General features: G+C 43.8%; 19 protein-coding genes and 1 pseudogene. 10 read left to right on the top strand and 10 right to left on the bottom strand.

What is annotated here, in order from left to right:
- Both asnB and lpdA read right to left on the bottom strand, forming a co-directional pair.
- Positions 1 to 1,929 (bottom strand): asparagine synthase (glutamine-hydrolyzing), encoded by a 1,929-nt coding sequence (gene asnB / locus KFE98_00930; GenBank protein UTW62749.1) that lies wholly within the window; start codon positions 1,927 to 1,929, stop codon positions 1 to 3.
- A gap of 214 nt (positions 1,930 to 2,143) precedes the next feature.
- On the bottom strand, positions 2,144 to 3,532 hold the full coding sequence (lpdA, locus tag KFE98_00925; GenBank protein UTW62748.1) for a dihydrolipoyl dehydrogenase: 1,389 nt from the start codon (positions 3,530 to 3,532) through the stop codon (positions 2,144 to 2,146).
- Between the two features lie 193 nt (positions 3,533 to 3,725).
- Between lpdA and KFE98_00920 the strand changes: the two genes are divergently transcribed.
- Entirely contained in the window at positions 3,726 to 4,277 is a 552-nt protein-coding gene (locus KFE98_00920) for a murein L,D-transpeptidase catalytic domain family protein (protein ID UTW62747.1), read from the top strand.
- On the opposite strand, the gene KFE98_00915 is transcribed toward KFE98_00920, so the two are convergent.
- Together KFE98_00915 and KFE98_00910 are read right to left on the bottom strand one after the other, a co-directional pair.
- Positions 4,274 to 4,654, bottom strand: coding sequence for a RidA family protein (locus KFE98_00915; protein ID UTW62746.1), 381 nt, complete (start codon positions 4,652 to 4,654; stop codon positions 4,274 to 4,276). The genes KFE98_00920 and KFE98_00915 overlap by 4 nt on opposite strands.
- A gap of 5 nt (positions 4,655 to 4,659) precedes the next feature.
- Entirely contained in the window at positions 4,660 to 7,233 is a 2,574-nt protein-coding gene (locus KFE98_00910) for an LPS-assembly protein LptD (GenBank protein ID UTW62745.1), read from the bottom strand.
- Positions 7,234 to 7,309: 76 nt separating this feature from the next.
- Here KFE98_00910 and KFE98_00905 point away from each other — a divergent pair, with 76 nt between their 5' ends.
- The 6 genes from KFE98_00905 to KFE98_00880 are packed head-to-tail and all read left to right on the top strand — an operon-like array spanning position 7,310 to position 12,415.
- A complete protein-coding gene (locus KFE98_00905; protein UTW62744.1) occupies positions 7,310 to 8,413 on the top strand; it encodes an N-acetylmuramoyl-L-alanine amidase in 1,104 nt (367 codons plus the stop codon).
- An 11-nt stretch (positions 8,414 to 8,424) separates the two neighbouring features.
- The gene (locus tag KFE98_00900) at positions 8,425 to 9,375 is read left to right on the top strand and encodes an MCE family protein (protein UTW62743.1); all 951 of its coding nucleotides are present in this window, start codon (positions 8,425 to 8,427) and stop codon (positions 9,373 to 9,375) included.
- A gap of 3 nt (positions 9,376 to 9,378) precedes the next feature.
- Positions 9,379 to 10,716, top strand: a complete 1,338-nt coding sequence (locus KFE98_00895; GenBank protein ID UTW62742.1) for a 4Fe-4S dicluster domain-containing protein — start codon at positions 9,379 to 9,381, stop codon at positions 10,714 to 10,716.
- The gene (locus KFE98_00890; protein UTW62741.1) at positions 10,706 to 11,128 is read left to right on the top strand and encodes a phosphoheptose isomerase; all 423 of its coding nucleotides are present in this window, start codon (positions 10,706 to 10,708) and stop codon (positions 11,126 to 11,128) included. Before KFE98_00895 ends, KFE98_00890 begins: the two co-directional genes overlap by 11 nt.
- An 8-nt stretch (positions 11,129 to 11,136) precedes the next feature.
- A complete protein-coding gene (locus KFE98_00885; protein ID UTW62740.1) occupies positions 11,137 to 11,931 on the top strand; it encodes a (Fe-S)-binding protein in 795 nt (264 codons plus the stop codon).
- Positions 11,921 to 12,415: an ABC transporter ATPase gene (locus KFE98_00880; protein ID UTW62739.1), complete on the top strand. Its 495-nt coding sequence runs from the start codon at positions 11,921 to 11,923 to the stop codon at positions 12,413 to 12,415. Before KFE98_00885 ends, KFE98_00880 begins: the two co-directional genes overlap by 11 nt.
- Before the next feature lie 272 nt (positions 12,416 to 12,687).
- Here KFE98_00880 and KFE98_00875 read toward each other — a convergent pair.
- A pseudogene (locus KFE98_00875) lies at positions 12,688 to 12,783 on the bottom strand (TonB C-terminal domain-containing protein).
- A gap of 496 nt (positions 12,784 to 13,279) precedes the next feature.
- Between KFE98_00875 and KFE98_00870 the strand changes: the two are divergent.
- A complete protein-coding gene (locus KFE98_00870; protein UTW62738.1) occupies positions 13,280 to 13,465 on the top strand; it encodes a hypothetical protein in 186 nt (61 codons plus the stop codon).
- A gap of 126 nt (positions 13,466 to 13,591) precedes the next feature.
- Here the strand turns inward: KFE98_00870 and KFE98_00865 are convergent, their stop codons facing one another.
- From KFE98_00865 to KFE98_00845, 5 genes are all read right to left on the bottom strand, one after another.
- On the bottom strand, positions 13,592 to 14,056 hold the full coding sequence (locus KFE98_00865) for a hypothetical protein (protein ID UTW62737.1): 465 nt from the start codon (positions 14,054 to 14,056) through the stop codon (positions 13,592 to 13,594).
- Positions 14,040 to 14,579, bottom strand: coding sequence for an archaeosortase/exosortase family protein (locus tag KFE98_00860; protein UTW62736.1), 540 nt, complete (start codon positions 14,577 to 14,579; stop codon positions 14,040 to 14,042). Before KFE98_00860 ends, KFE98_00865 begins: the two co-directional genes overlap by 17 nt.
- An 8-nt stretch (positions 14,580 to 14,587) precedes the next feature.
- Entirely contained in the window at positions 14,588 to 14,770 is a 183-nt protein-coding gene (locus KFE98_00855; protein ID UTW64611.1) for a hypothetical protein, read from the bottom strand.
- 82 nt (positions 14,771 to 14,852) lie between these two features.
- On the bottom strand, positions 14,853 to 17,963 hold the full coding sequence (locus KFE98_00850) for a PKD domain-containing protein (protein ID UTW62735.1): 3,111 nt from the start codon (positions 17,961 to 17,963) through the stop codon (positions 14,853 to 14,855).
- Between the two features lie 158 nt (positions 17,964 to 18,121).
- Entirely contained in the window at positions 18,122 to 21,193 is a 3,072-nt protein-coding gene (locus KFE98_00845) for a PKD domain-containing protein (GenBank protein ID UTW62734.1), read from the bottom strand.
- A 67-nt stretch (positions 21,194 to 21,260) separates the two neighbouring features.
- On the opposite strand from KFE98_00845, the gene KFE98_00840 reads away from it, so the two are divergent.
- Entirely contained in the window at positions 21,261 to 23,699 is a 2,439-nt protein-coding gene (locus KFE98_00840) for a polysaccharide biosynthesis tyrosine autokinase (GenBank protein UTW62733.1), read from the top strand.
- Between the two features lie 44 nt (positions 23,700 to 23,743).
- Positions 23,744 to 25,516 (top strand): ATP-binding cassette domain-containing protein, encoded by a 1,773-nt coding sequence (locus KFE98_00835; protein ID UTW62732.1) that lies wholly within the window; start codon positions 23,744 to 23,746, stop codon positions 25,514 to 25,516.
- The last annotated feature ends 7 nt before the right edge of the window (positions 25,517 to 25,523 follow it).

Genomic DNA, 25,523 nt, shown 5'->3' with positions numbered 1-25,523 from the left:
TTAGTGCATCATGTATTTCTTGTACCACGATTGAAAAACAATCAAGGCCCATACGGTATACGGAGCTCCGTCAGGACTGTTTGAATGTAATTTTTGAAGCAGAGATTGGATGGCGGCTGGATTGAATATTTGTTGTTCTTCCAGAAAGTCCGGGTGAAACCATTCTTGTCGAATTCGCTCGTCCAACTCGTTGCGTAACCAGCCCAGTAGAGGAACCTCAAATCCTTTTTTGGGTCGATTAAACAACTCTTCAGGAAGGATTTTCCGGAAGGTGTCTTGAACGATTTTTTTGCGCATCCGTTCGTTTATTTTGAATTGAACGGGAATTTCAAAGGCGAAGTCAACTACATTTTTATCCAGAAATGGGGTACGAACTTCCAGGCTATTCGCCATCGACATGAGATCCACCTTGTAGAGCATATCATTGGGTAAAACCAATTGCATGTCGGTATAGAGTACTTCGTTTAGGTTTCCTTTTTTGGAAATGTTCCGAAGCAAGAAGTCTTTTCTCTTTTTGTAGTCGTAGGCCAGGTCAGATAGGCGCTGCTCTTGCTCGATTAAAGGTTCGCGAAGCAAGTAATTGGACTTTTCCTCATTGCTAAAGGTGGCCCATTTCCAATAACGATCCCGGTTACTTAGCTTCATGCCCTCGGCAAAACGCTGCAGCTGTCTATTTAGGTTCGTGATTTTGGAGTGGCGTCCTTTGGGCAATTGCCGTAGCAGTGGGTAAAGGGAACGGACCATTTCGCCTTTAATTCCTGGATTACGTGCTCTAAACTCCGCATAGTGTTTGTTGTAGCCCGAAAACATCTCATCGGCTCCATCTCCAGAGAGTGCCACGGTTACTTTCTCCCGGGTATATTGACTCAGTAGAAAAACATTAATAGCACTCGAATCAGCAAAGGGTTCGTCAATGTAATCCAGGATGCTTTGTAATCCTCCATAGAGGTCATCGTTGCCCAAAGAGAATACCGTATGTTCCGTATTAAACTTCTTGGCTACCAACTGGGCGTAGTGGGTCTCGTCGAAAAACGGTTCATCCTTAAAACCAATAGAAAAGGTATGCAGTTTGTCTACATGTCGGGAGGCGAGGGCACAAATAGTTGAGCTATCAATTCCTCCGGAAAGAAAGGCTCCTAAGGGAACATCAGAAACCATTCTGCGCTGAACGGATTCATCCAATAGTTCATAGAGAGTTTGCTGTGCCGTAACGTAATTTCTTGGCGTAAGGTCGTTGTAAGTAAAGGAGGTTTTTGGAATCTCGTAGTAGGCCTTCGGTTCGTCATAAAACACCGGCCATTGATTCACCTTTTCAATCTTCAGGTAATGCCCTGGTGGTAGTTTATGCGCATCCTTGAGAATGGTATTCGGTGCTGGAATATAGTTGAGTTGTAAATAGGTGAACAGGGAAGCTCGATCCAACATACGAGGAATGCCAAGGGCCATCAAGGCTTTCATTTCTGAAGCAAAGCAAAATCGTTCCTGATCAGCGTACCAGTAAAGAGGCTTAATGCCCATTCGATCTCGAGCAAGGAGCAAGCTTTGTTCTTCCTTATCGTAAATGGCAATGGCGAAAAAACCGTCCAGCTTTTGAAGGAAATCAATTCCATCGCGCAAGTAGAGCTGAAGCAGCACTTCCGTATCAGACTGGGTACGAAATTTTACCCCTTCGTTTTCTAACAGATTTCGGTAGGTTTTAAACTGGTAAAACTCACCATTGAAAACCAGGGTATAGCGACCGCTTTCATCCTGCATAGGCTGGTTGGCTCCTTCAGAAGTGTCTATAATAGAAAGCCTTCTGTGGCCCAAAGCCAGGTGCTGATCTCGGAATACACCACGAGCATCAGGCCCTCTCGAAGCCAGTTGATCCGTCGCTTTTTCGATCAGATCAGAATGGTGCTCACTTATGATTCCAACGATACCGCACATGGGGTCAATTTGGGGTGAAATTTAGATAAACTTGGCAGGCCGAATTCTATTAATCGATGAATTTTATCAAAAATTCAATACCACTCATCCGGATTCCCGATAGCTATCCGGAACGGATGAGTAGTCAATGGTTTTAAAATAAAAACCCCTTGCTCATCAGTACTCCAACGGAGTCCATTCTGAACAAGGGGAAAAAAATAAGTTTATCCTATTCTTAGATGTGGATGCACTCGTCGTAGGCGTCAGCCGCAGCTTCCATAATCGCCTCACTCATGGTAGGGTGAGGGTGTACGGTGCTGATCAACTCATGGCCTGTAGTTTCCAACTTACGTACAGCTACCAACTCGGCAACCATTTCAGTAACGTTGTATCCAATCATGTGGCCACCCAACAATTCGCCGTACTTAGCGTCGAATACGAGTTTAACAAAACCTTCATTGTGTCCGGCAGCGCTTGCTTTACCAGAAGCAGAGAATGGGAATTTACCCACTTTGATGTCGTATCCAGCTTCCTTAGCCGCTTTTTCAGTCATTCCAACTGAAGCTACTTCAGGAGAACAGTACGTACACCCAGGGATGTTACCGTAGTCAATTGGCTGAGGATCCATTCCGGCCATTTTTTCTACAGCTACAATACCTTCAGCAGAAGCAACGTGTGCCAAAGCTGGACCAGCAACTACATCACCAATGGCGCAAACACCTGGGATGTTAGTCTGGTAATAATCGTTTACAAGGATCTTACCCTTGTCTGTTGCGATTCCAACGTCTTCCAAACCGATGTTTTCGATGTTGGTAGAGATACCTACCGCAGAAAGAACGATATCACAATCAATAACTTCTTCGCCTTTTTTGGTCTTTACAGAAACCTTGCAGCCCGTTCCTTTGGTGTCTACATTGGTTACCTCTGAAGAAACCATCACCTTCATTCCCATTTTCTTGAAGGAGCGACCCAATTGCTTGCTCACGTCTTCGTCTTCTACAGGAACGATGTTTGGCATGTATTCGATAAGTGTTACTTCAGTGCCCATAGCCTGGTAGAAGTAAGCAAACTCAGAACCGATAGCTCCTGAACCTACCACAACCATTTTCTTAGGTTGCTTAGGCAAGTTCATCGCCTGGCGGTAGCCGATAATTTTCTTGCCATCCTGAGGAAGGTTTGGCAATTCTCTGGAGCGGGCTCCAGTGGCTACGATAATATTTTTTGCAGTATAGTTTGTGGCAGCACCTTTCTCATCGGTTACTTCCAATTCCGTAGCCGACTTCAGTTTACCTGTACCCATGATCACATCGATCTTGTTTTTCTTCATCAAAAACTGGATACCGTTGCTCATTTTCTCAGCTACACCACGACTTCTCTTGATAATAGCTGGGAAATCGGCCGAATGATCCTTTACGGAAATACCGAAATCAGAAGCGTGATTCAGGTATTCAAACACTTGTGCACTTTTCAAAAGAGCTTTGGTAGGAATACAGCCCCAGTTCAGGCAAATACCTCCAAGGGATTCTCTTTCAACAATGGCAGTTTTCAGCCCAAGCTGAGAGGCACGAATGGCGGCTACATATCCACCAGGTCCACTTCCTAAAACGATCAGATCGTAACTCATAATATGTAAGAATTTCTATTCAATCAAATGGATGAAGCCGCGAAGTTAAACCATATTTTGGGTTCTGGAAATGGTATTCACTGTTTTCCATATCCGTTCAGGTGCCAGCGCGGTGATTCTTAGGTTGGTTTAAGGAAAGTTAACGGTTGGAAGACAAAATTCAAGAAATAATAGTCGGACTTTTTGGCTCTCGATGCGAATCAAAAAATGGCAACTTATTCTAATCCTTATTGGATTCTTTGTTGGAGTGATCTTTAGTCCGACGGTTCCCGATGATGAACTTCTGGATCGAATAGATGTGGAGCTCAAAAAGTATCCGGCACATTTTAGAAAGGCTCAGTTCGCCATACTTATCGATTATGATAGCCCCGTGTTTAGGAAACGGCTTTGGGTGGTGGACTTAAAAAGTCGCAGAACGCTCTTGAATGCGCATGTAAGTCATGCCTATAAATCAGGGTTACTGTGGGCTACTGAATTTTCCAACGAGCCTGAATCCAAGATTTCTTCAAAGGGAGTTTTTAAAACCCTCAACGCCTACAAAAGCCAATTTGGAGAAGGTGAATATCAAATTGGAATGCGTATCCAGGGTTTAGAACCTGGGATAAATGATAATGTCTTTCAGCGAAACATTGTGTTTCACAGTCACCACTCACCGTGGAGTGAGGGCTGTTTTATGACATTACCCTCGATCAATAAGGAAATAATAGATTTGACGAGGGACGGGAATCTCCTCATTGTTCGTTAGCCTACCAATGCCATGCAGGAAATCTCCACATTTACATTCTTGGGCAAACAACTTACTTCTACCGTTTCGCGAGCCGGAAAATCACCGGTAAAGTAGCTTCCGTAAACCTCATTAATTCGGCTAAAGTTGCCCATGTCGCTGATGAAAATTGAGCACTTTATCACCTGATCCAAAGAAGATCCGGAAGCGGCTAAAACGGCCTTTAAGTTTTTCATCACCAAATGCGTTTCCTCCTCCAGATCATCTGTTTTCACTTCACCTGTCGCAGGGTCGATGGCTACTTGACCACTTACATAAACCATCCCATTGGCTACTACTGCCTGACTGTAGGGTCCAATTGGAGCGGGTGCATTTTCGGTTAAAACTGTCTTCTTCATGGTGATTAATTAAAGTCGTAGAAATTTCGTTTCCGTTCAATTTTCAAATCCTTGAACATGGAGGGCTTCAGATTGATTCCAAAGTTGTACTGCTGCTGACCACCTGCAGGTACCACCATAATTCGGGCTTCCCAGCAGTTCATATCCCGGTAAATAGAGAATGTGGTATACCCAAATTCCCGAGCTTCCAGGTCAAAATTCAAGGAAGCGTCAAACTTCCAGTTTTCGGTGATCTGCATTCTGGAGTTTAAAACCAGGGCTTGAGTCTGCCGTTTGGAATCGTCGTCGTAAGGTTTTTGGTAGTTAAAGGTATATCCTACAGAAACCGACCAAGGAATATTTTGGAATACAAAGGCACTCTTGTTCATGGCCTCCAGCTTCTTTTTCTTTCGTTGCTGCTGCTTTTTGTTAGAGAGGGTAAAGTTGATACCAATGGCGTGACGAACAAATCGTCCCAATCTACCATTTTCTCCTAATTCAAAGTTGCTGGTTCGGAAGTTATTGCCCAGAGTATCTGTGCCGTAGGCATAAAAGTCCATCGAGGAGTTGTAGTTGATTTTGAAAAAGTTGAACAGATTCGTGGATGCTACAATGCTCATGTTGCTCCAGTTGAGCGAGTCGGCAAACAAGTCGTAGTCGGTCGAAAAACGCAACTGATCAAGCAGTTTCACCTTCTTGTAGCCGGTTAAGGTGTCCTTTCGGTCACGCACCTTCATTTCGAAGTTGTTTTGCAGCGACATGGTGATTTTTCCTGTTTCCTTTCCAGTTGGAGCGGCACTAAAGGGGCTATAGTTGTCGTAAATCGAGTAGCTTTTGATGTTTCCAATGGTATCCATCTGAACTTGCTGGATGTAATCTCGGTTGGAGTAGTTAGGGGTTACACGAAATCCAACCTGAGGTGTAATTACGTGGCGAACCGTTTTAATAGGAAGGAAGCTAAAGAAGTCATAGAACATGTACATCTTGGTACTAACGGTGGCACCCGCATCCCAAGTTCCATAACGTCCAAATCGTTCAATCGCATTTTCCTGAATCACTCCTGAATCCGCATCCCAAGTTTGATCGGTTTGTTTGAATTCCCATGTTTCGCGGTAGTTAAAGCTTGGCTGAAAGCTGAATACCTTGAGCAGTTTGTAATTCGTGTTTAAACCAAAGGTGTGTCGAATACCATATTTCAGATCATCCAAAGCCGATTCGGTAAACAGAGAATCCTGTAAGGTGTTGATCTTGTTCAGAGCATTGGTCGAGTAGGTTAAGCCAATCTTTTCATACCACTTGTCGCGGCCCACTTTGTATTTTCTCTTGAAGGGATAAATCCGGTCCATGTTCAGCGTTATCTGGGGCAAAACCAGCTGAGCATAAGTATTGGTATCAATGGTATTCAATTCGTGACTCGCATTCACCGTCATACGGAATGGTGAATTCGGAAAATTGTAACTGTAGTTAATGTTCGATTTAAAGGTGTTGGACAAGTACTGTTGGGCAGTAGAGGTAATGTCCAGCCGGTTGTTGGCATATACGTTTACGTCTGCACTAAAATTGCTGTAAGGACTCGATTTAGGATCTTGAACGTGTTTCCAGAAAATCCGGTAAATTGTTTCGCGTCTCAAATCCTGTGTTTCTGCCGAACCTTCAACAAAGCGGGAGTACTTCAAATCCACATTGCCTCGGAATCGGTACTTTACATTGTAGTTACTTTTTAATCCAAGTCCCCAACTTCCCCGTGAGTAAATGTCACCCAAAAAGGATAGATCCATGTAGTCATTCACGGCCCAGTAATACCCCCCTTGTTGCAAAGAGAATCCCTGACTTTCACTGTAGTTAAACTGAGGAGGGATAATTCCTGAAGCGGCACCTTGGCGGTTTGGAAAAATTCCAAAGGGCAGGAGCAGGGGAGTAGGAATGTTGCCAAGCTTCAAGTTAGCTGGCCCTGTTACTACTTTGTCTTCAGGTATAATTTTGATCTTTTTGGCCTGAATAAAGGTTTTCGCATTGCGATCCTCACAGGGGCAAAAGCGTCCGTCCTCGATGAAAATGACATCACCAGGTAATTTTTTAACCTTGTTTCCGGTTACGTATCCATCACCCTGTTGGGTGACAGCATCTGAAATGAGTCCTTTTTTCGATTGGAAATTATAGCGCATTTCAGTGGCTTCAAATTCCTGTCCTCCGTCGCTAAACTCAGGTTTACCAACCAATTCACCCGTTGTGGTATCCAGAGAACCTCTGGAGAATACCTCATTCGAATTCAGGTCCAATTCAATGTAATCCGCTTTCAGACTGGTCGTTTCATAATGGACTTCACCAGAACTATAGAGGTACACCAATTGGTTCTTAACATCAAAGCGCAGAGAGTCTTCCGCCATGTATTCCACCTTCGAATTGAAGCTTGAAGAACTGGCTTGATCCTCCGTTTTACTGGTGTCGGCTTGGGTTTGTGTGCTGTCTGGTCCGTTTATTGGAATACTATCGTTTTGCGCATAAGCAACGTGTCCACACAACATTATCAACAGAAATGCGTGAAATAAACGGGGACGGAAGGAGTGCGTGGGCAAGGCAGTAGTATTAATTTTGCTCAACGTCAGAAATTCGGCCCAAAACTACGAAAACAAAAAGTTAACGATGCTAAGGATTACGGCTCAAGTTTTAAAAATTATGAAAACCAAACCGTTCATTATTTTGGCTTCCTCCATGCTCTTTGTCCTACTCACCTCTTTTTACCCCTATCGCCCGGGTGAATATGGTTTGAAAAAAGTAGTGATTGATGCGGGCCACGGAGGAAAGGATCCAGGGTCCATCGGGGTAGATGGAATCAAGGAAAAAGACATTGTACTCGACATTGCGCTTCGCGTAGGTCGTGCGATAAAAGCCAATCACCCAGATGTAAAATTGGTTTTTACGCGTGAAACCGATGTTTTTATCGAATTGACGAACCGCGCCAACATTGCCAACAAGCATAACGCAGACCTTTTTATCTCCATTCATGCCGATGCTGCCGTGAACAAGTCAGCTTATGGAACGGAAACTTTTGCTCTGGGATTACACAAAGAGGCAGCTAACCTCGACATTGTGAAGCGGGAAAACAAAGTAATTCTGATGGAGGATAATTACGAATCCAACTACGAAGGTTTTGATCCTAAATCCATGGAATTCAACATATTTTCAGGATTGGTTAGCCAAGCTAATTTGGACCAAAGTCTTCGATTTGCCTCTAAGGTTCAGGAACAGTTCAAGAGCGCCGGTCGGCGTGATCGGGGAGTGAAGCAGGCCGGTTTTGTGGTATTGTACAAAACCACCATGCCCAGTGTTTTGGTAGAAACCGGATTTATTACCAACACTAAGGAAGGACGATTTCTGAATCAGGAAGACAACCGAGTTTTGATTTCCAATTGTATTTACAACGCTTTCAAGGCGTATAAAAAGGATGTAGATAGTCAGTTCGCTGATTTAGCGCCGGGTACGTCCACACCTCCACCATCTAAACCTGACCATGGAGTTCGTTTTCGAGTGCAGATTGTGTCCTCTCCGGAACCCGTAGAAATTAAGGCAACCAATTTTAAAGGATTGGATGATATACGTGAGCTTAAGGTGAACGGGAGCTATAAATATACCGTTGGAAATGAGCTTACTTTTGAAGAAGGATTAAATTTGCAGAAGCACGTTCGAGAAAATGGCTACAAAGATGCCTTCCTGATCGGAGTTTATCAGGGTAAAAGGATCACCATCACAGAGGCCAGGAAGATTGTCGAACAGCACTAAAGACTGCAAATTTGAAGTTTTCCAAAGAGATTGTCATAGCCCTGGTTGTCCTGTTTAGTCTGGGCGTATTTTATTTCGGATACAACTTTTTAAAAGGATCCAACCTCTTCAATCGAGGCATTACCCTCTACGCAACCTACGAAGATGTTTCTGGTCTCAATCCCGATGATCCCGTAACCATTCAGGGTGACCGCGTGGGAAAAGTGAGAAGCTACTACCTCGACCCCAAGAGTCGTCAAATTATCCTTGAAATCGAGTTTTCGCGTTCAGAATTGCTCATTCCCGATGATAGCCGCGCTATTATAGGAAGTACTGGACTTCTGGGTGGAAAGGTAGTGTTGATTGAGCTGGGCAACTCCAATTCCTACCTGGTAGATGAGGATACCATTGCCTCGGGAACCTCTGTAGATGTGCTGGAGTCATTAACCGCAGGCTTAGAACCCTTCGAGAAAAAGGCCATTGAAGTTGTAAATTCAGTGGACTCGGTGATGAAACTGATGCAGCTTGTACTCAATGATAAAAATCGAGGTAACATTGAAGACGGTTTGGAACACATGGCCGATGCACTTGAAACTTTTGATAGTGCAGCCGTCACCTTAAACGATCTTTTGGTAAGCGAGAAAGCACGTTTGGCCATTGTTATGGAAAATCTGCAGGTTATGAGCGAAAATCTGGCCGAGTTTTCGGATACCTTGAATACACTCGAAATCAAGCAAACCATCGACCAGGCGAATACGGCCTTGGCCAGTGCCAACGAAATTCTTAGAAAAGTAGAAGAGGGTGAGGGTACCATGGGTGAGTTGGTCAACAACGATACCTTGTATCAAAACCTGGAAGCGGCCAGCAAAAACCTGGATCTACTTCTAATAGACCTTCAGAACAATCCGAAAAGATATGTCCACTTCTCGGTATTTGGCAGAAAGGATAAAAAGGACAAAAACGATTCTACAAAGACAAATTAGGATATGGGTGTAGGCAATATCATATTCATCGTTGCACTGATTGCAGCAGGTTATTTGTTTTCCAAAAACATCGGCAAAATCATTCGCAATATCCGATTGGGTAAATCGGTAGACCGAAGCGATCAATCGGATCTTCGTTGGAAAACCATGATTCGGGTGGCGTTAGGTCAATCTAAAATGGTGGTTCGCCCTATTCCTGGGATTCTTCACATATTGGTTTATGCTGGATTCGTGATTATCAATCTGGAGATTCTGGAAATCATGATTGATGGAATCTTTGGAACGCACCGGGTTTTTACCGGAATTTTAGGGGCAGCCTACATTCCCTTTATCAATGTATTTGAGGTCCTTGCCCTGTTGGTTTGGGCCGCTTGTTTGCTCTTTCTCATCAGAAGAAATGTACTCTCTATTGCTCGCTTTCGGTCTCCTGAAATGAAGGGGTGGCCGTTTAAGGATGCGAATCTGATTCTTCTGGCCGAGGTACTTATGATGAGCGCCTTCTTAATTATGGATGCCGCCGACACGGTATTGATGAACATGCCGGAGGGAGCTCCCGCTTCTTATGCGAGTACCGGACTAACAGACGTTAAGTTTCTGGTGAGCCAGAATTTGGTGGGTTTGATGCCATCGAATGTGACCGCTCTCGTTATAATCGAACGCTTTTGCTGGTGGTTCCACATCCTCGGAATTTTGGCCTTTTTGAATTACCTGGTCATTTCCAAACACCTGCACATCATCCTTGCTTTTCCTAATACCTACTTCTCCAACTTGAAGCCTAAGGGAGAATTCCAAAACCTGGAATCTGTGAAAAAAGAGGTAGAGCTGATGTTCGACCCTAACGCAGATCCTTATGCAGCGCCAGCAACGGATGCTCCCCAAGAAACTTTTGGAGCAAAGGATGTTACCGATTTGACCTGGAAGCAGTTGTTGGATGCCTACACCTGTACAGAATGTGGTCGATGTACATCGGTTTGTCCTGCAAATACTACCGGTAAACTGCTTTCCCCACGGAAGGTCATGATGGACACCCGTGATCGGATTACCGAGGTAGGAAAAGGAATAGACAAAAATGGTGCGGAGCACAACGATGGAAAGTTGTTGGTAGGTGACTACATTACCGCAGAAGAATTGTGGGCCTGTAATACGTGCAATGCCTGTACGGATGCTTGCCCTGTAAATATTGATCCTTTGTCCATTATCATGGATTTACGCCAGTATTTGGTGATGGAGCAAAGCGCTGCCCCGGCAGAACTGAATAACATGTTTACCAACATTGAAAACAACGGTGCGCCGTGGCAATTTGCCCAGTCTGATCGTCTAAACTGGAAAGATGAAGAATAAACCAAGTCTTCAGAATTTACAAAAAGAAGGAAAGTCCTTAAGCCCTGTTTTAAATGATGGGGTAAAGAACTTTTTGATTGATATAGATGGAACCGTTTGCGACGATATTCCGAATGAGGAACCCGAGCGAATGGCGACAGCGAGAATTTATGAAGGTGCTTTAGATACCGTTAACGGATGGTATGAAGAAGGGCACATCATTACTTTTTTTACCTCCCGCCTGGAAGAGCATCGTGAGGTGACCGAAAAGTGGTTGGATGATCATGGTTTTAAATACCACGGTATTCTTTTTGGGAAACCGAGAGGGGGAAATTACCATTGGATCGACAACCATATTGTGAGAGCCACCCGATACGAAGGCCATTTCAGTGAATTGGTCGAAAAAGAAGTAAAAGTTCAGGTATTTAAATAGAGAGCTGGATGAGTGAGACATTACAGGTGAAAACCATGGCCGAAATGATGGCAGCCGGAGAAGAGCCGGAAGTGTTGTTTTGGGTAGGTTGTGCCGGAAGTTTTGATTTCCGTGCCAAGAAGATTACACGGGCCTTCGTTAAAATATTGAACGGGGCTGGAATTCGTTTTGCGGTGTTAGGAACGGAAGAAGGTTGTACCGGAGATCCGGCCAAACGAGCGGGAAATGAGTTTTTGTTTCAAATGCAAGCCATGACCAATATTCAGGTTTTGAATGGCTATGGCATCAAAAACATTGTGACTACTTGTCCCCATTGTTTTAATACGCTGAAAAATGAATATCCTGGCTTAGGTGGAGATTACAAGGTTCAGCACCACACCCAATTCCTTAAAGGATTGCTTGATTCTGGCAAGGTAAAGGTACAAGGGGGCGTTTTTAAAGGAAAGAAAATCACTTTTCACGATCCCTGTTACCTCGGACGGGCCAACGATGAGTATGAAGCACCTCGTGAATTGCTTAAGGAGTTGGATGCGGATCTCGTAGAAATGAAGCGTTGCAAAAGCAAGGCGCTTTGTTGTGGAGCTGGCGGTGCCCAAATGTTTAAAGAAGCCGAGAAGGGAAACAAGGAAGTTAACATAGAGCGCACCGATGATGCTCTTGAAGTTAACCCAGATATAATTGCGACAGGATGCCCGTTTTGTAATACCATGATGACCGATGGTGTGAAAGGGGCCGAAAAAGAAGATAAAATCGCGGTCATCGATTTGGCGGAATTAGTAGCGGAGGCACAAGATGTTAACTAAAACTCGAATAGATCAACTACCGGCACATTCTCGTGTTTGGATTTATCAGGCCAATAGAACCTTGAATGAGGTGGAGAAGACTGAGATTTCCAACACCTTGCAAAACTTTGTAGATAGCTGGGCTGCTCATGGCGCTCCTTTGCTCGCTGGGTTTGAGGTGGTTTATGATCGGTTCATCGTTTTGGCTGTGGATGAAGATCAGGCAGCTGCTTCAGGTTGCTCTATCGATTCTTCAGTACGTGTTTTTCAAGCTTTGGACCAACATTACAGCCTGGATTTGTTTAACCGTTTGAGCTTAGCCTATCGCAACGAAGCTGGAGAGATAGCGGTTACTCCCATGATTGAGTTTGAACGTCAATTGAAGGAAGGCGCACTGAATGCAGATACGATCGTGTTCAATAACCTGGTTACCAATTTGGGTGAGTTCCAGGCCGGATGGGAAGTACCTGTTAGCAAATCCTGGCACGCTCGGTTGATGCCTTAGAAAACCTCTTTTTCTTAATTCTTTTCCGTTTCCGCTATCCAGGTAGCGTAAGAAATACTTCGCCCATTTTTGAAGTAGAATACGGCCCCATAATGGTGCTTCACTTCTAAGTACTCATCTCCAATTCCGTTTTCAACACGAACCCGTTTGGTAATGTCCTTATTGCCCTCTTTGTACTTTTCTTCGGTCCAGCCAGATGGGAATTGATTGCCTAGGTAGGCTCTAAACTCTGGAGTGCCTTTTTCGGGTACTTCATCAGTAACCACACTGGTCTTAGCTTTAGGTTTAGGTTCGGGAGTTGGAGATGTGGATTTTCTTTCAGGCTTAGCTTGTGGAAGGGGTTCGGGTTTCGGCTCCGGCTTCGGCTCGATTATAGGGCTTTCTTGGGGTACAGGATTTTCCTCGGCGGTTGAAACTGGCGGAGGATTAGGTACTGGAGGCTTTGGCGGAATCGGAATATAGGTTTTGACTTCGGGTTCTTTGCTTTGCAACAAAAGATCAATGTCGTGCAAGATGGCCTTAGTTTGTTGATCATCTGGTTTTATCAGGAGAGCTTGTTTGTATTTCTCCTGTGCCTCTTTGAGTTTGTGCTGCTCAAAAAAGTCGTGTCCTTCCTTGGATAGTTTTTGGAATTGCTCTTCCAATTCTTGTTGCGTCCAGTAGGCGGCATAGGGGTCTTTTTTCTTTTTCTGGGCACTCAGAGAAAGGGCGCTGAGCAGGGCAAGGACAAGGAGTAGCGTTCTCAATTGTTAATTTTTCTTCAAAGGTAGAAAGTATCCTGTCCTGTTGAAAATAAATTGGCGATTCCCCGGTTATACCCTCTAAAAAATTATTAACTTGAAACCCGCTAAATGGATACCAAGTATGTCTAGAAGAAAAATGCTTGTATACTCGAAAACTGTACTTAAGAAAGTCAGTTTCGACGCCAAACTATTTCAAAAAGAACTACGAAAAGCCTTAAAGACTCTATCCGAGAAAGAAGTGGAAGAGCTTAAAACTTGGGTGCTTACCCATTTTTACACGCAGGGAGCACCTGTGTTAATGGCTTAAACCTATTCCGAATGGTAACGCATCGGGGGATGCACACCACGTTTAAATCGGCATGTCCGATTCAGAAGACTGGTCACCCAGTCCAACATTTTTTTATTGCGTCTTACAGATTTTAGAAAGCAGGTTTTAGGCCTGCTTTTCTTTTTGGTAGAGGTAGATCGCTGGAATCAACATAAAGCTGGCCAGGGGAGATTGAATGATCTCCTGAATGTAGCGGGAAACCATATAGAGTTGCTCCGGTAATCCAATCACCTTTCCCATGGCAAATAATACCAGGCTGGTCCCAAAAACAAATAGATAAAAGAAATAAGCCCATTTGAAGTATTTGGTTGTTTGAAATACGGCTTTGATCAGGGCCAGGCTTATCAAGAGAAATAGAAGGGCAAAAAAGGCCGTTAAGGCAAATTTGGTATAATAGAGTAGGGAAGGGCTGAAAGAATTAAATATGGAAAGGATTCCGCTTAGTTCCGAGGGGCTGTTCATTTGCTGAAGAGCCAAGTGTGCATTGATGCTTTCAAAAACAAATTCTCGAAAATAACCCAGGACAAAACCGAGGATTATCAAAAGGCCAATGCTAAGCCTTCGAAACATCAACTTGAGAATATTTGGTTGCCCACAAATACCAAAGCAGGAATACGTAGGAATAGACCAGAATCGTAAAGGTATAGGTGTGGTTAAAGTCTAAGGTTTCGGGCCAATAGTTGGAGACAATAACCAAGGCTACTACTCGAATTACATTGAGCAAATGAATGCTTAAAATGCCCATGGGTATGAACCACAATTTTCTTCGAATCGGTCCTGGAAAAGCCAAAATGAATCCGGTAAAGAGAGCGAACAGGGTAATGCCATTGCAAGGGTCTCCAATCCAAACGCCAGCTGTACCCAAAATGCCTATGGTGTTTACGAATTCTCCGGCATATACATCATCGGGGTTTAAGCGATAGCCAATGGCTTCAAGGATGAAGCGGGCATGTTCCACAATTTGATTGATGGCAAATGCATCTACTGCTCCTTGTGGGTGAATCCAAAGCTCATACAGTACATACCATAGCACATACAGCAGAACAGAAAATACAAGAAAACGAATCAGGGGATTTGAAGTGCTTAACTTCATTCAGCCGGTTAGCGTTGCTTGATTTGATCAAACAGTTTTTTGCCACCCAAAGCAGCACCGGCAGCTACCAGAAAGCTGATACCTCCGTCAATAGGAATACAGGTTGGAATACAACCGGACTGTCCACCAGGTCCACCTCCAGGAGGGCCTTGAGCCGCCAGGTCGAAACCTACGAACATAAAAAACAGCATCAAGGATGCCGGCAGTAGGTATTGAATTAGTTTAGCCATCTCTCTCATCAGTAATCTGCACAAATTTAACCAATTTATTTTCTTACCGAATCAGCATCCGATGATCGGTGTGCTTGTTGGATGAACTAATGCGCAACAGATACATTCCAGAGGAAAGATTACGGGTTGGAATAAGGTATTCCTTTTCCCATTCTTGTTGGGTTTTCCCGGATTTGTAGAGCTCTTTTCCATCAACGGCTAAGAGGCTCCATTCCACCTTTTCGCTGCTTAGTTCAGGAGCTATATGCAGGTAGTATTCACCGCTTTTTTCAAAAATCCACGTTAAGGACTTTTGAACAGCCTGATGTTCAGATTGTCCAAGGATTGGAGCCACCACTTTGAGGCTGCTTCTAAGGGTATCGTCACAAGCAGAATTTCCATTGGATGCAACCAGGCTAACTACATATTCGCCTGGAGTCGAGTAGCTCACCTCGGAAGGGAGTTGAGATACGTACCAAGGGTCGATACCAAAGTTCCAATAGTATTCAATGGCGCCTTTAGATTCGTTGCTAAAACTTAGGGCCTCGCCTACTTCAATTTCAGCGTTGTCAAGGACCAGTTTGGCTTCTACTTCCTGAGGCTCAAACAGCGTGGAGTGCTGGGTAATTGTAGGGCAGTAATTGTCGTGTTGAGTGGCATGGAGGGTATAATTACCAGCGGTAAGTCTAGTGGCCGTCCATACGCCCTGAGAATGGCTCAGGATAACTGGAGTTTGATTGTTCCAAAGTAGAGTAGGAGCAAACGTATTGGAGTCGAGGTGGAAGCTTAGCACCCCATCACCTGATTCGAAACAACTCAAGTGGGTGGCTGTCGGTTCTTCTGGTCCGGCATTCACAAACAATCTAAAACGAGGTTTGGAGCCATCCGCATTTAAATCGAAGGTATAGCTCGATACTTGTTGAATGGGGATGATAGAATCCAGTAAAAGGTCTTTCAAGTATGCACAAACGGGCTTATTAGGAAAATCGGTAAAGTCCAGATGATAGCGATCTTCTTTTCCTGATACGGCATAAGCATAGATATCAATTTCACGACTTTCGTTCATATTCAGGCTATTTACCTGAGTGATGAGGGAGTCATCTACCATCATATAGAGGTTGGGCAGCGGCCACGGGTTTTCAAAAATCAACCCGTCCAATCCATTGTCGTAGCCTTCGCTGGCCAAATCGTTCAATTCGATGGTTGCCCCAACGTTGTATTCACCTGCGGTATCCTTGAGGTAGAAGTAAAATCGCTCGTCATACTGAACCGACTTCCTAAGGTCAATATTATTGGTGATTTTGTCATTCTCGTTAAAGGTAACTGAAGGGCTGCTTCCGGTAGTTTGAACCCAAAATCCCTGAAAAGGAGGAATGCGATCAGAAGAAGCATTAAAATTCGTGGCCCGGTATCCGTTGAAATCATTCAATCCATAAATCTGGGCAGTTCCATTCACATTGTTGCTCGTTACGTTGCTCCAGGCGATAGCACTGGCGTATGGGTTTCCAATAAAACCCCAGGTTTGATTTCCACTTGCATTAGCCGCAATGTTAGCGTTGGTAGAGTTCATGGTGATGGTTCCGGTATAAGGTGTTCCCGAAACGGAAAGGTCATAGTTTTGCTTGGCTCCCTGACCGGAAGATCCTCCAATGTATACTGTCCAGGGCTCATGGGGAGTTACCGCGTTAGACACATTGCTTGCAGCTAACCAACCGTCATCGTTGTTTCCGGACAAGTTTGCAGGTGCCGGATCGTATTGATAACATGAATTGCCGGTTACTCCAGGAGTGTTACTTCCGGTAAACCCATAGAGCCAGAATCCTTCTGGGCTTACTCCATGCATCCAGTCTTGCAAGGTGGTTCCTTGAACTGGGGTGGATAAGTTTCTCCAGCCCACATTGGTTACACCATCAATGTTTCTTTCACAGGCCAAACTTCCAGATATGGCAGCTCCAGCTCCGTTGTTACCAATTTCAGCCAAGTAAGCAGTTCTGGTTGAGGTCGACTTTAATGTAACTTTTCCTCCGGTAGAGAAGGTTCCGTTGTCAATGTGCAAAAAGCGATTAACGTTGATTGTAGCGCTATTAGAAACTCCTGAGGCGTTGTCAATGGTTAAGTTCTCAACGGTAATAAGGCCCGATCCTGTGATGGTTTGTGCTTCACTTCCACTTAATATTAACGAGTCTCCAGCATTGTTTCCACTTGTGATGGCTCCATTTACTTCCAGGTTTCCGGTGGAAATACGTAAGGTCTTTTTATTTGTACTCAGGGTGTTGCCGCTATTGATGATGAGCTTGCCCAGCACGTTATTGATGTCTGTGTCCGAATTTACCGAGGAACTTGTGGTCAGGAACAAATCGTGGTAATTGATTCTTGGGTCAGTTGATATTCTTGCAAAAGTGGTGAGGATAACATCGCTAGCGATGCTGGCGCTGTTGAGTAAGTATCCGCCATTGTTTTTGAACTGAAATTTATTGCTCAGGTTCAAAACGGCACTGGCATACCGCATATCCAATTGGTTCTTGCTGTCTTGAGAGTTGAGGGATGCCTGGAGGCCTAAGGTGGCCGCGTTGAGGGAGTCTTTCAGGTTTACCGTGAGTTCTCCATCTGTTCCGTTGGTGATTAAGCTTACCTTATTGGTTACTGACATAGGAAGCTCAATGTTTACTGTATGATTGGTTGAATCACTGGTAATGTTGAAGTTCTTGCTAATTACAACGGATCCTGTTCCGGTGAAATTGATGGTCGTATTTATGGCAGTTTTGTGCTTGGCTACTAAGTTGGTGCCGATTACCAATTTTCCGTTCACATTTACGGTGCTGGTCTCACTATCATTGTTGAGCTGTACCTTCATGGTGGTGGCGGTGGTAATGGTAGCAGAGGCATCAATCGTAAGATTAGCATCACCAGCCATGGTAATCCTGTTGCAATCATCCGAGGCGTTCGCCACAATAGTGTGTCCTCTTCGAATGGTTACATTATCCGTACTTCCGGGTACGGCTCCTTGATCCCAGGAGTTAGGGTCGCTCCACAAATAGTTTGGAGGATTATCAACGGATCTAAAATTAATCTGCGCTTGTACCTTTCCAGCGCTTACCAGAAGAAGGGTAATTAAAACCATGGCCTGAATAGACCAATTCTTCTGGTTTTTAAACTTCAAAACATTAGCCTGCACTCTAATTCTTTTTGAGTTATTAAAAAACCGAACAGTGAGAATTAAGGTTGCAAAGCTACGGACATAAAACTATGCCTGAAGATAAAGTTACATTTTTTTGGGCCAAAAAAAAAGCAGGTCATCGACCTGCTTTTCTGTATCTATTTTTCGGTTAATTGTTACCGAACTAATTTCAAATGATGGGTTTCATCACCGCTCTTAAGAACAAAGATGATTAAGCCATTAGAATGTGGGATAGCCACTTTTTCGTTACGCTCTCCGGAATCAAGCGTTCCTTCGCTCAGTACCTTTCCGGATACATCCAGGAATTGGTAATTCATTCCGCTCAAAGCATCTTGATCGCTAACCACAAGAACGTGATCTTTCATTCCACGAAGTTGAATTGGACCATGATCCACCCATTCTCCTTGACCCAGGTGATTTTCGTTAACTTGGATAAAGCGCTCTTTACTCATGTTACAGTCATCATTACCGTTTGATACGGTAAGGGCAACTTTGTAAATTCCAGCTTCCTGATAAACATGGGTAGGAATCATTTCCATCGATGTGTTTTGATCGCCAAAGTCCCAGTGATAGGTTGCGATGGCACCCTTACTCAGATTGTCAAAGGAAATCTCTTCGTTCACATGGAAAATCAAGGAATCTCCAGCGAACTCAAAATCAGGGCTCATAGCACCTGGCTCAAACACGGTGAAGAATTCTTCAATCGTTGGACAAGTCAATCCTGAAGCATCAATTTGAATGGTGTAGTTACCCGGCTTCAAATCGCTAAAGGAAACACTTTTGGAAACGGCAAATTCAGTACCAATAACTTGATTGTTGTCGTCCAGTAAGAATACGTTGTGCTGAAGCTGATCGTTGTACAATTCAAGAGCAACGGATCCATCATTCTCACCCGAGCAAGAACTGTTTTCTACATTCACTTCTTCGGCCATATTGTACACATGGAGTACAAAGCGAGCGACATCGTTACTATCGTTCAATTGGAATGAATAAGACAAGCTGTCTGATTGAAATGGAATCATTTTGTTTTCAAACTTGTCCTCCAACACAAAACATCCCTCAATTCCATCTGGATTGGTGAGGTGTAAGGTGTAAGTATCTGAGAAATAACCCATCGTCTTCAACGGGATTTCTAAGTGTGGCAGATGCTGTGAGGTAGAATATACCTGAAGCTCTTCCATGTCTGGGGTAAGGGCTGCAACGTTTGGAGAAGGGTATGGATTCTGCAAGTGTAGCGCATCAATATCCTGATCGTAGCTTGGTGTTGCATTTGCATTGAAGCGAATCGAACCCCAGTTGTATTTCGGTGTGTGAACGTTGGTCAATCTAAAGTAGATACGTTCCTCATCCATAATGGATTTTTGGTAAGCACGTTGGGTAGTTGTTTTGTCATTTTCCTGAAACTCTACCGCTGCATTAGATCCACTTGAACGAATCATAAAACCTTGAAAAGCAGGGATAATGTTTGCATTACCACCTGAGTTACTGGCTACCCAGCCACCTCCATCAGGAGAGTAGATGTACATAACTGCTTCAACGTTACTTGTATTGGTGTTGGCATTCACCAAAGTCCAATCAGTAGCTGAAGGGTAAGGGTTTCCAATTAAACACCAGTTGTAGTTATTATCTCCTGCGTTAGCTGCATCGTAAGCCATATTAGCGCCACTTCCAGCGTTAATTAGGGTAGTACCCGTATTGGCAGCCCCAACCGCTTCGAAGTTGTAAGAACTACGGTTAAAGCTTCCTGATCCAGGGCCAATGTAGAAAATGGTTCCATTGTTATGGGAAATGCTGTTGGTTGAATTAGTAGCCGTTACCCATCCATCGTCAAAATTACCCGATCCGGTCATGTTGGAGTTGTTGTAGGTAAACGTACTCGCAGGGCTTCCAGAAGCAGTATTGGCACCGGTAAAACCCCAAGTGTAAAAACACTCTTCACAAGAAGTAGCATTGTATTGAATGTTTCCAATGGTGAGTCCTGCTACTGGAGATGAAATGTGTCGATAATCAACGTTGGTTAGGGTGTTGGAACGAAACTGGCAAATGATATTACCTGAAATAGCTCCATCTACCTGGCCTAAGTTGGCCATGCCTGATCCACTATCCATGAGTCGAACTCGACCACTGGTGGAAAAGGTACCACTGGAAATGACCAGATTACTGTTGATATCCATGGTATCGGTACCGGAATAAGTTACACCACTTGCGTTGCTGGATGTAACCGTGTAGAGGTTAAAAGTTCCCCCTCCAGAAATGGTTTGTAAAGCAGTACCATTGAAGTTAACGGTTCCAGTGGCGCCGGAAGTAAGTGTTCCGCTATTGGAAACACCGCATCCAATATCTAATGAAGTGCTACCAGCACTCAGGCTTACACCTGATTCAATAATCAGGTTTCCAAATACATTGGTGTTGGAAAAGGATTTAGTTGTAGTTAAAGTGTTGTTGGCATTGACAACGATATCATCGTATTGAAAACGGCTATCTGAACTGTAGGCAGCAAGATTGTCATAAACAGTACGGCCACCTGAGGCCGAGTTTTGAATTTCGCCACCTGTTCCAATAAATTGCCAGGCCATAGTGGATGGGAAGTACAGTACGCCGGATGCATTATCCATATCCAAAACTGTATTGGATGAACTGTGGGACCCATAAATGGATTGGAAAATCGTTTTGCTGTACAGAATGATCGAATCTGTAACGTCTACTGTTACCTGGTTTCCAAAGGTTGTGGCCAGGTAAAGTTGGGTGTTACTCTGAAGCGTGGCTCCAACGTTGACCGTAAGGCCACCAGTAGCCCAGAAATTTACGTAGCCCGTAGCACTGATTCTACCAGAACCGGTAATGTTGAGAACGGAGCCTGAGTTACCGTTATCCCAGCATTGAAATCCGTTGCTAACATTAATAGCTCCGTTAACCGTGAGGTTTACGGTTTGATTAGTTCCGGAAGGCAAAATGTGTAAGCGGGTACAGGTTAGCGTTTGAGACGCGTTTACCGTAAGGGTGGTGGTGTTGCTGTTACCATCAATCTGGATAACTCCACAAGAAGCATCCGCTGTAACGATTATATCATGACCTGATTGAATCGTAACAGAATCAGTTGCGCCCGGGGGAACTCCTCCAACCCACGTTGATCCCACGTTCCAGTTTCCATCGCCGTTACTCGTGACCATTGTTCCGAAAACTGAACCATAGGCAAGGACCAATAAAAAAGTAATAGTTAATCTCATAATGGGGTGTAATTTACCAACATCAAAAATATAAAAAAAAAAGTCAATTATATGCCGTGCTGAATGAATGATTCTATATTTGTTTGAGCCTAAATTCAAAGCATTTCCATTGGTAAATAAGAAGGACCAGATCATAGATTTAGAAGATTTTTCGACCTATTTGAAATTTCTTCGAAAAAATGCACTTATCCTTCTCGTTTTTGGTGGATTAGGACTCATAATTGCCCTTTTTTACGTTCACCGTGTTCCCGAAATTTATGCCTCTAAGGCTCAAATATTATTGAATTCGGGTGATGTTTATGATTATCAGAAGGGACTTCTTAAAGGATTAGGTGTTGATAACTCCTATCAATCCTACAACAAAACCGAGTCTCAGAAGCGTGTTTTACAATCGTCCAGTTTGATCAATTCAACCCTGGATAGACTGGGGTTTGATGTTTCCTATTTCATTGTAGGTCGTATCCGTACGACAGAGGTTTTTGAGAACACTCCTTTTCGAGTTGAATCAGACCATTTTGGTGGTGGTGCTTACGGACGTTTATTTGGCCTTCGCATTCTGGATTCCAATTCCTATAGCCTTACCTTTAATTTGGGTGAGGAGCAGGTGGTACGTGAATACAAGTTCGGAGATCGGATTTTGGATCATGGATTCAACTTTACCGTGAATTTGGTAACCATCAAGTCTCCTAAGATCATCGAAGAGATCAAAAAGACTTCTTACGAGTTTCAAGTAAATCCAAGAGGAGCACTGCTTCAGCGTTTTCAAGGTAGCCTTTCTATTCAGAGTTTAGAATGGACAAGTATTTTGGAATTGACCCTAAGCGACCGGATTCCGGAGCGAGCTTCTATGTTCCTCGATACCCTGTCTGCTACCTACATTGATTACACGGTAGAGAACAAGCGAGCTGTAAATGAGAATACCCAGGCTTTTATCGAAAAGCAAATTGGAGAGGTGGTTTCTTTGCTGGACGAAATTGAGCGGGAATTGGAATCTTATCGAGAAACTCGGGCCATTCTCGATTTGAGCAAAGAAGAATCTGAGTATTTCGAGAAATTGGTGGAGTATGAATCTCAACTCAACGAAGTCAACCTTAGATTGAGTTCCATCAAATCCTTGGAAGATTACATGGTCAATACTTCAGATAAAATGATGTTGCCGCCTTCTCTTTATATATTAGAAGGTGATCTCTATTTGAAGGAATCCATCAACGAATTTTACTCGCTTCAGATTGAGCGAAATAACCGCCTATTCAATTCTACCGAGAACAACCCTTATATTATTGAGATTGACGCCAAGATCGATCGTCAGCGGAAAAATGTTTTAACCTATCTCGAAAATTCAACCCGAGCTTTCGAAGAGCAGAAACGAGCCGTTGAAGTTGCCGTTAATAAATACACGGAGAAGGTTAAGAGCATTCCTAAAAGTCAGCGGGAGATTCTGAATATTCGCCGAAAACTTCAGATTCACGAAAACCTGTATACCTTCCTCCTCGAGCGTAAGGCAGAAACGGTAATTGCTGAGGCCAGTATTATTCCAGAAACCAAGGTGATTGAATCGGCGCGTACTATTGGGCTTATCGCTCCTAACAAAAACCGGATTTACGGAACCTTTGTTTTAGTAGGATTGCTCATCGGTATCTCACTTAGCGTTATTCGTTGGTTCCTCATCGATCGGGTAGAGAGTGTAAAAGAATTGATGGGCCTTACCCCAATCAGTGTGATTGGAGGAGTAGTTCAGTATCTGGAGAAAAAGGATGATGGAGAATACCTGATTTCGGTAAATCAGCCGAAGAGTGCTCTGGCAGAATCCTACCGGGCTATTCGGGTAAATCTTGAGTTTACCTTAGGTGAAATGGAAAAGAAGCCGGGTATAGCCAACAAAATATTAGTTACATCCATTTTACCGGGAGAAGGGAAGACTTTTACTTCTTCCAATATCGGAGCCATTTTGAGTATTGCGCACAAGCGTACCGTCATTCTGGATTTTGATTTACACAAACCAAAAATACACCGGGCGCTTCAGCTGGATAATAAGGTGGGAATCACCAATTTCTTGATTGGAACAGAGCCGGTAGAGAATATTGTAAAAGGAACACAACTTCCTAATCTTGATGTGATATCCGCAGGACCAATTCCGCCAAATGGGAGTGAATTGGTTATGTCTAAGCGAGTTGCAGATTTGATTCGTTTTTGCGAAGAAAATTACGATTACGTCATTTTGGATACCCCTCCAATTGGACCTATTTCAGACGCACTGGTGCTTTCGAGTTATGCCGATGCAAGTCTGTTTGTGATTAACGTAAATAATGCAACACGACGAAATATTCGAAGCATTAATGAATTCTGGGAGAACAAGAGTATTGGAAAAGTGGCCCTGATATTGAACGGAATTCGTAAGAAACGCATGCTGTATTCCTACACCGGTTATGGATATGGATACGGTTATGGATTAGGATATGGATACGGCTATGGCTACGGCCAGGAATATAAGGATGAGGAGAGTTAGGATTCAGGGTGCCTGAGCATCTTGAAGAAACCAACTAAAAGGAAATGGCGAAGTCAAGTTTTAGTGCCGGAATGCTGTTTGAGATAGCAAAGCCTATCTGGAAATTGCTAACCAAGCACAGTCGCAAAAAGTCGATTTGGGTATTGTTAATGATTTTGATAGCAGGTGCTGTCGATGTTATTGGTCTATCCACTATTCTTCCGGTTCTTGCTCTGGCTCAAAACCCCGAATCCATTTTCGATCATAAGATTTTAGCGGATCTTTACGATTGGACAGGTTCTGAGAATTCAGAGAGCTTTGTCCTCCTGCTTTTCTTTATGCTGGTGCCCATCTTCCTTTTCCGGGGATTGATTTACCTGTCTATGCGTTGGGTAGTATCGCAGTTCGCCTGTGCCGTTATTCGCTACATGTCCGTTCGCTTGCTTCGTTATTACTTGTTTAAGCCTTTCCGGTTTATTCAGGCAACGAGTAGTGCAGATTTGCTCCGAAACGTATTCTACAGCACGCACCAGTTTTCTTCCTTTTTGTTGATCCCTTATTTGCAGATCATGTCAGAATTGGTGGTAACCTTGATGATTTTGATTTCCTTGTTCGTTTACAACCCCAAGGTTTTCATCATGTTGATTATTACCATGCTCCCCATTGCTGCGATCTTCTATTTGATTGTGCGCAAACGGATGGATTTTATCGGACGTCGTCAAAATGATATCAATGCTCATGTAATCCGACGGGTTAAGTTGGGCTTGGAAGGGTATACCGATGTAAAGCTGTCTCAAGAGGAGGACTTCTTCATCAAAGACTTTGAAGGTTATCAGCGTCAGAATGAAAAGCTGAATGTAGAGCGTAATGTATTGAATGAGGTTTTTCCTCGTTTGGCAGAATTAACGGCCATTATTGGGGTAGTGGTGATTTACTTTTTCGGGGTTCGAATGTCGGAAGGAGGAACGGAAGAGATCGTTCTTTTGCTCGGGATTTTTGCCACGGCCGCTTACCGTTTAATGCCTTCCATCAACCGAATTGTAGCGTCTTTGATGTTGATCAAGCAGTATCGGTTCCTCGTTGAGCTTTTTGATGGGGTAGAGGAGGTTGATTTACCTGAGCGTATTGATAAAACTCCAGAATTTGAAGGTACCTTGAAGCTGGAAAATGTTCGCTTCGCATTTGATGAGAAAGACTTTAGCTTCGAAATTGATAACCTTGAAATTCGCAAGGGAGAAGCTATTGGGGTTATTGGACAATCAGGCTCGGGTAAAACCACATTGATCAACTTGATTCTTGGATTCTACATCCCTGAACAGGGAAAAATGACCTTGGATCAAGTTCAGCTTCAAACGGAAAATCAACCGGATTGGCAGTCCTATTTTGGATATGTGAAGCAGGACGTTTACATCGCCGAAGCTTCTTTGCTTGAGAATATTGCATTCGGTTACAAGCGGGAAGAGGTGGATGAAAAATGGCTCATGGAGTGTATCAAGCTGGCCATGCTGGAGGATGTACTTGATAAGTTGCCAAACGGATGGGATTCGCCCATTGGAGAGGACGGAGCGGCCATTTCAGGCGGTCAGCGTCAAAGGGTGGCTATAGCAAGAGCCCTTTTCAGAAGGTCCAGTATTTTGATCTTTGATGAAGCAACCTCAGCATTGGATGAGGAAACAGAAAACGAAATCACCGAATCGATTCACAAACTGTCTGATTCAGGAATTACCCTGATCATCGTGGCTCACCGTAAGAGCACCTTAAAGTATTGTAATCGAATTCTGGAGATGAAAGATGGAAAAATCCAGAATGTAACCGAGCGTCCAGCTGGTTCTAAATGAGTCGGGT

This window comes from bacterium SCSIO 12741, from assembly GCA_024398055.1.
Taxonomy (GTDB): Bacteria; Bacteroidota; Bacteroidia; order Flavobacteriales_G; family Salibacteraceae; genus SCSIO-12741.
This window is presented reverse-complemented; position numbering and strand designations above follow the sequence as displayed.

What these genes read in the sequence shown, in the direction of transcription:
- asnB (UTW62749.1), bottom strand. Translation starts at nt 1,929, where the DNA reads ATGTGCGGTATCGTTGGAATCATAAGTGAGCACCATTCTGATCTGATC.
- lpdA (UTW62748.1), bottom strand. Translation starts at nt 3,532, where the DNA reads ATGAGTTACGATCTGATCGTTTTAGGAAGTGGACCTGGTGGATATGTA.
- KFE98_00920 (UTW62747.1), top strand. Translation starts at nt 3,726, where the DNA reads ATGCGAATCAAAAAATGGCAACTTATTCTAATCCTTATTGGATTCTTT.
- KFE98_00915 (UTW62746.1), bottom strand. Translation starts at nt 4,654, where the DNA reads ATGAAGAAGACAGTTTTAACCGAAAATGCACCCGCTCCAATTGGACCC.
- KFE98_00905 (UTW62744.1), top strand. Translation starts at nt 7,310, where the DNA reads ATGAAAACCAAACCGTTCATTATTTTGGCTTCCTCCATGCTCTTTGTC.
- KFE98_00895 (UTW62742.1), top strand. Translation starts at nt 9,379, where the DNA reads ATGGGTGTAGGCAATATCATATTCATCGTTGCACTGATTGCAGCAGGT.
- KFE98_00890 (UTW62741.1), top strand. Translation starts at nt 10,706, where the DNA reads ATGAAGAATAAACCAAGTCTTCAGAATTTACAAAAAGAAGGAAAGTCC.
- KFE98_00885 (UTW62740.1), top strand. Translation starts at nt 11,137, where the DNA reads ATGAGTGAGACATTACAGGTGAAAACCATGGCCGAAATGATGGCAGCC.
- KFE98_00880 (UTW62739.1), top strand. Translation starts at nt 11,921, where the DNA reads ATGTTAACTAAAACTCGAATAGATCAACTACCGGCACATTCTCGTGTT.
- KFE98_00870 (UTW62738.1), top strand. Translation starts at nt 13,280, where the DNA reads ATGTCTAGAAGAAAAATGCTTGTATACTCGAAAACTGTACTTAAGAAA.
- KFE98_00865 (UTW62737.1), bottom strand. Translation starts at nt 14,056, where the DNA reads ATGTTTCGAAGGCTTAGCATTGGCCTTTTGATAATCCTCGGTTTTGTC.
- KFE98_00860 (UTW62736.1), bottom strand. Translation starts at nt 14,579, where the DNA reads ATGAAGTTAAGCACTTCAAATCCCCTGATTCGTTTTCTTGTATTTTCT.
- KFE98_00855 (UTW64611.1), bottom strand. Translation starts at nt 14,770, where the DNA reads ATGCTGTTTTTTATGTTCGTAGGTTTCGACCTGGCGGCTCAAGGCCCT.
- KFE98_00845 (UTW62734.1), bottom strand. Translation starts at nt 21,193, where the DNA reads ATGAGATTAACTATTACTTTTTTATTGGTCCTTGCCTATGGTTCAGTT.
- KFE98_00840 (UTW62733.1), top strand. Translation starts at nt 21,261, where the DNA reads ATGATTCTATATTTGTTTGAGCCTAAATTCAAAGCATTTCCATTGGTA.
- KFE98_00835 (UTW62732.1), top strand. Translation starts at nt 23,744, where the DNA reads ATGGCGAAGTCAAGTTTTAGTGCCGGAATGCTGTTTGAGATAGCAAAG.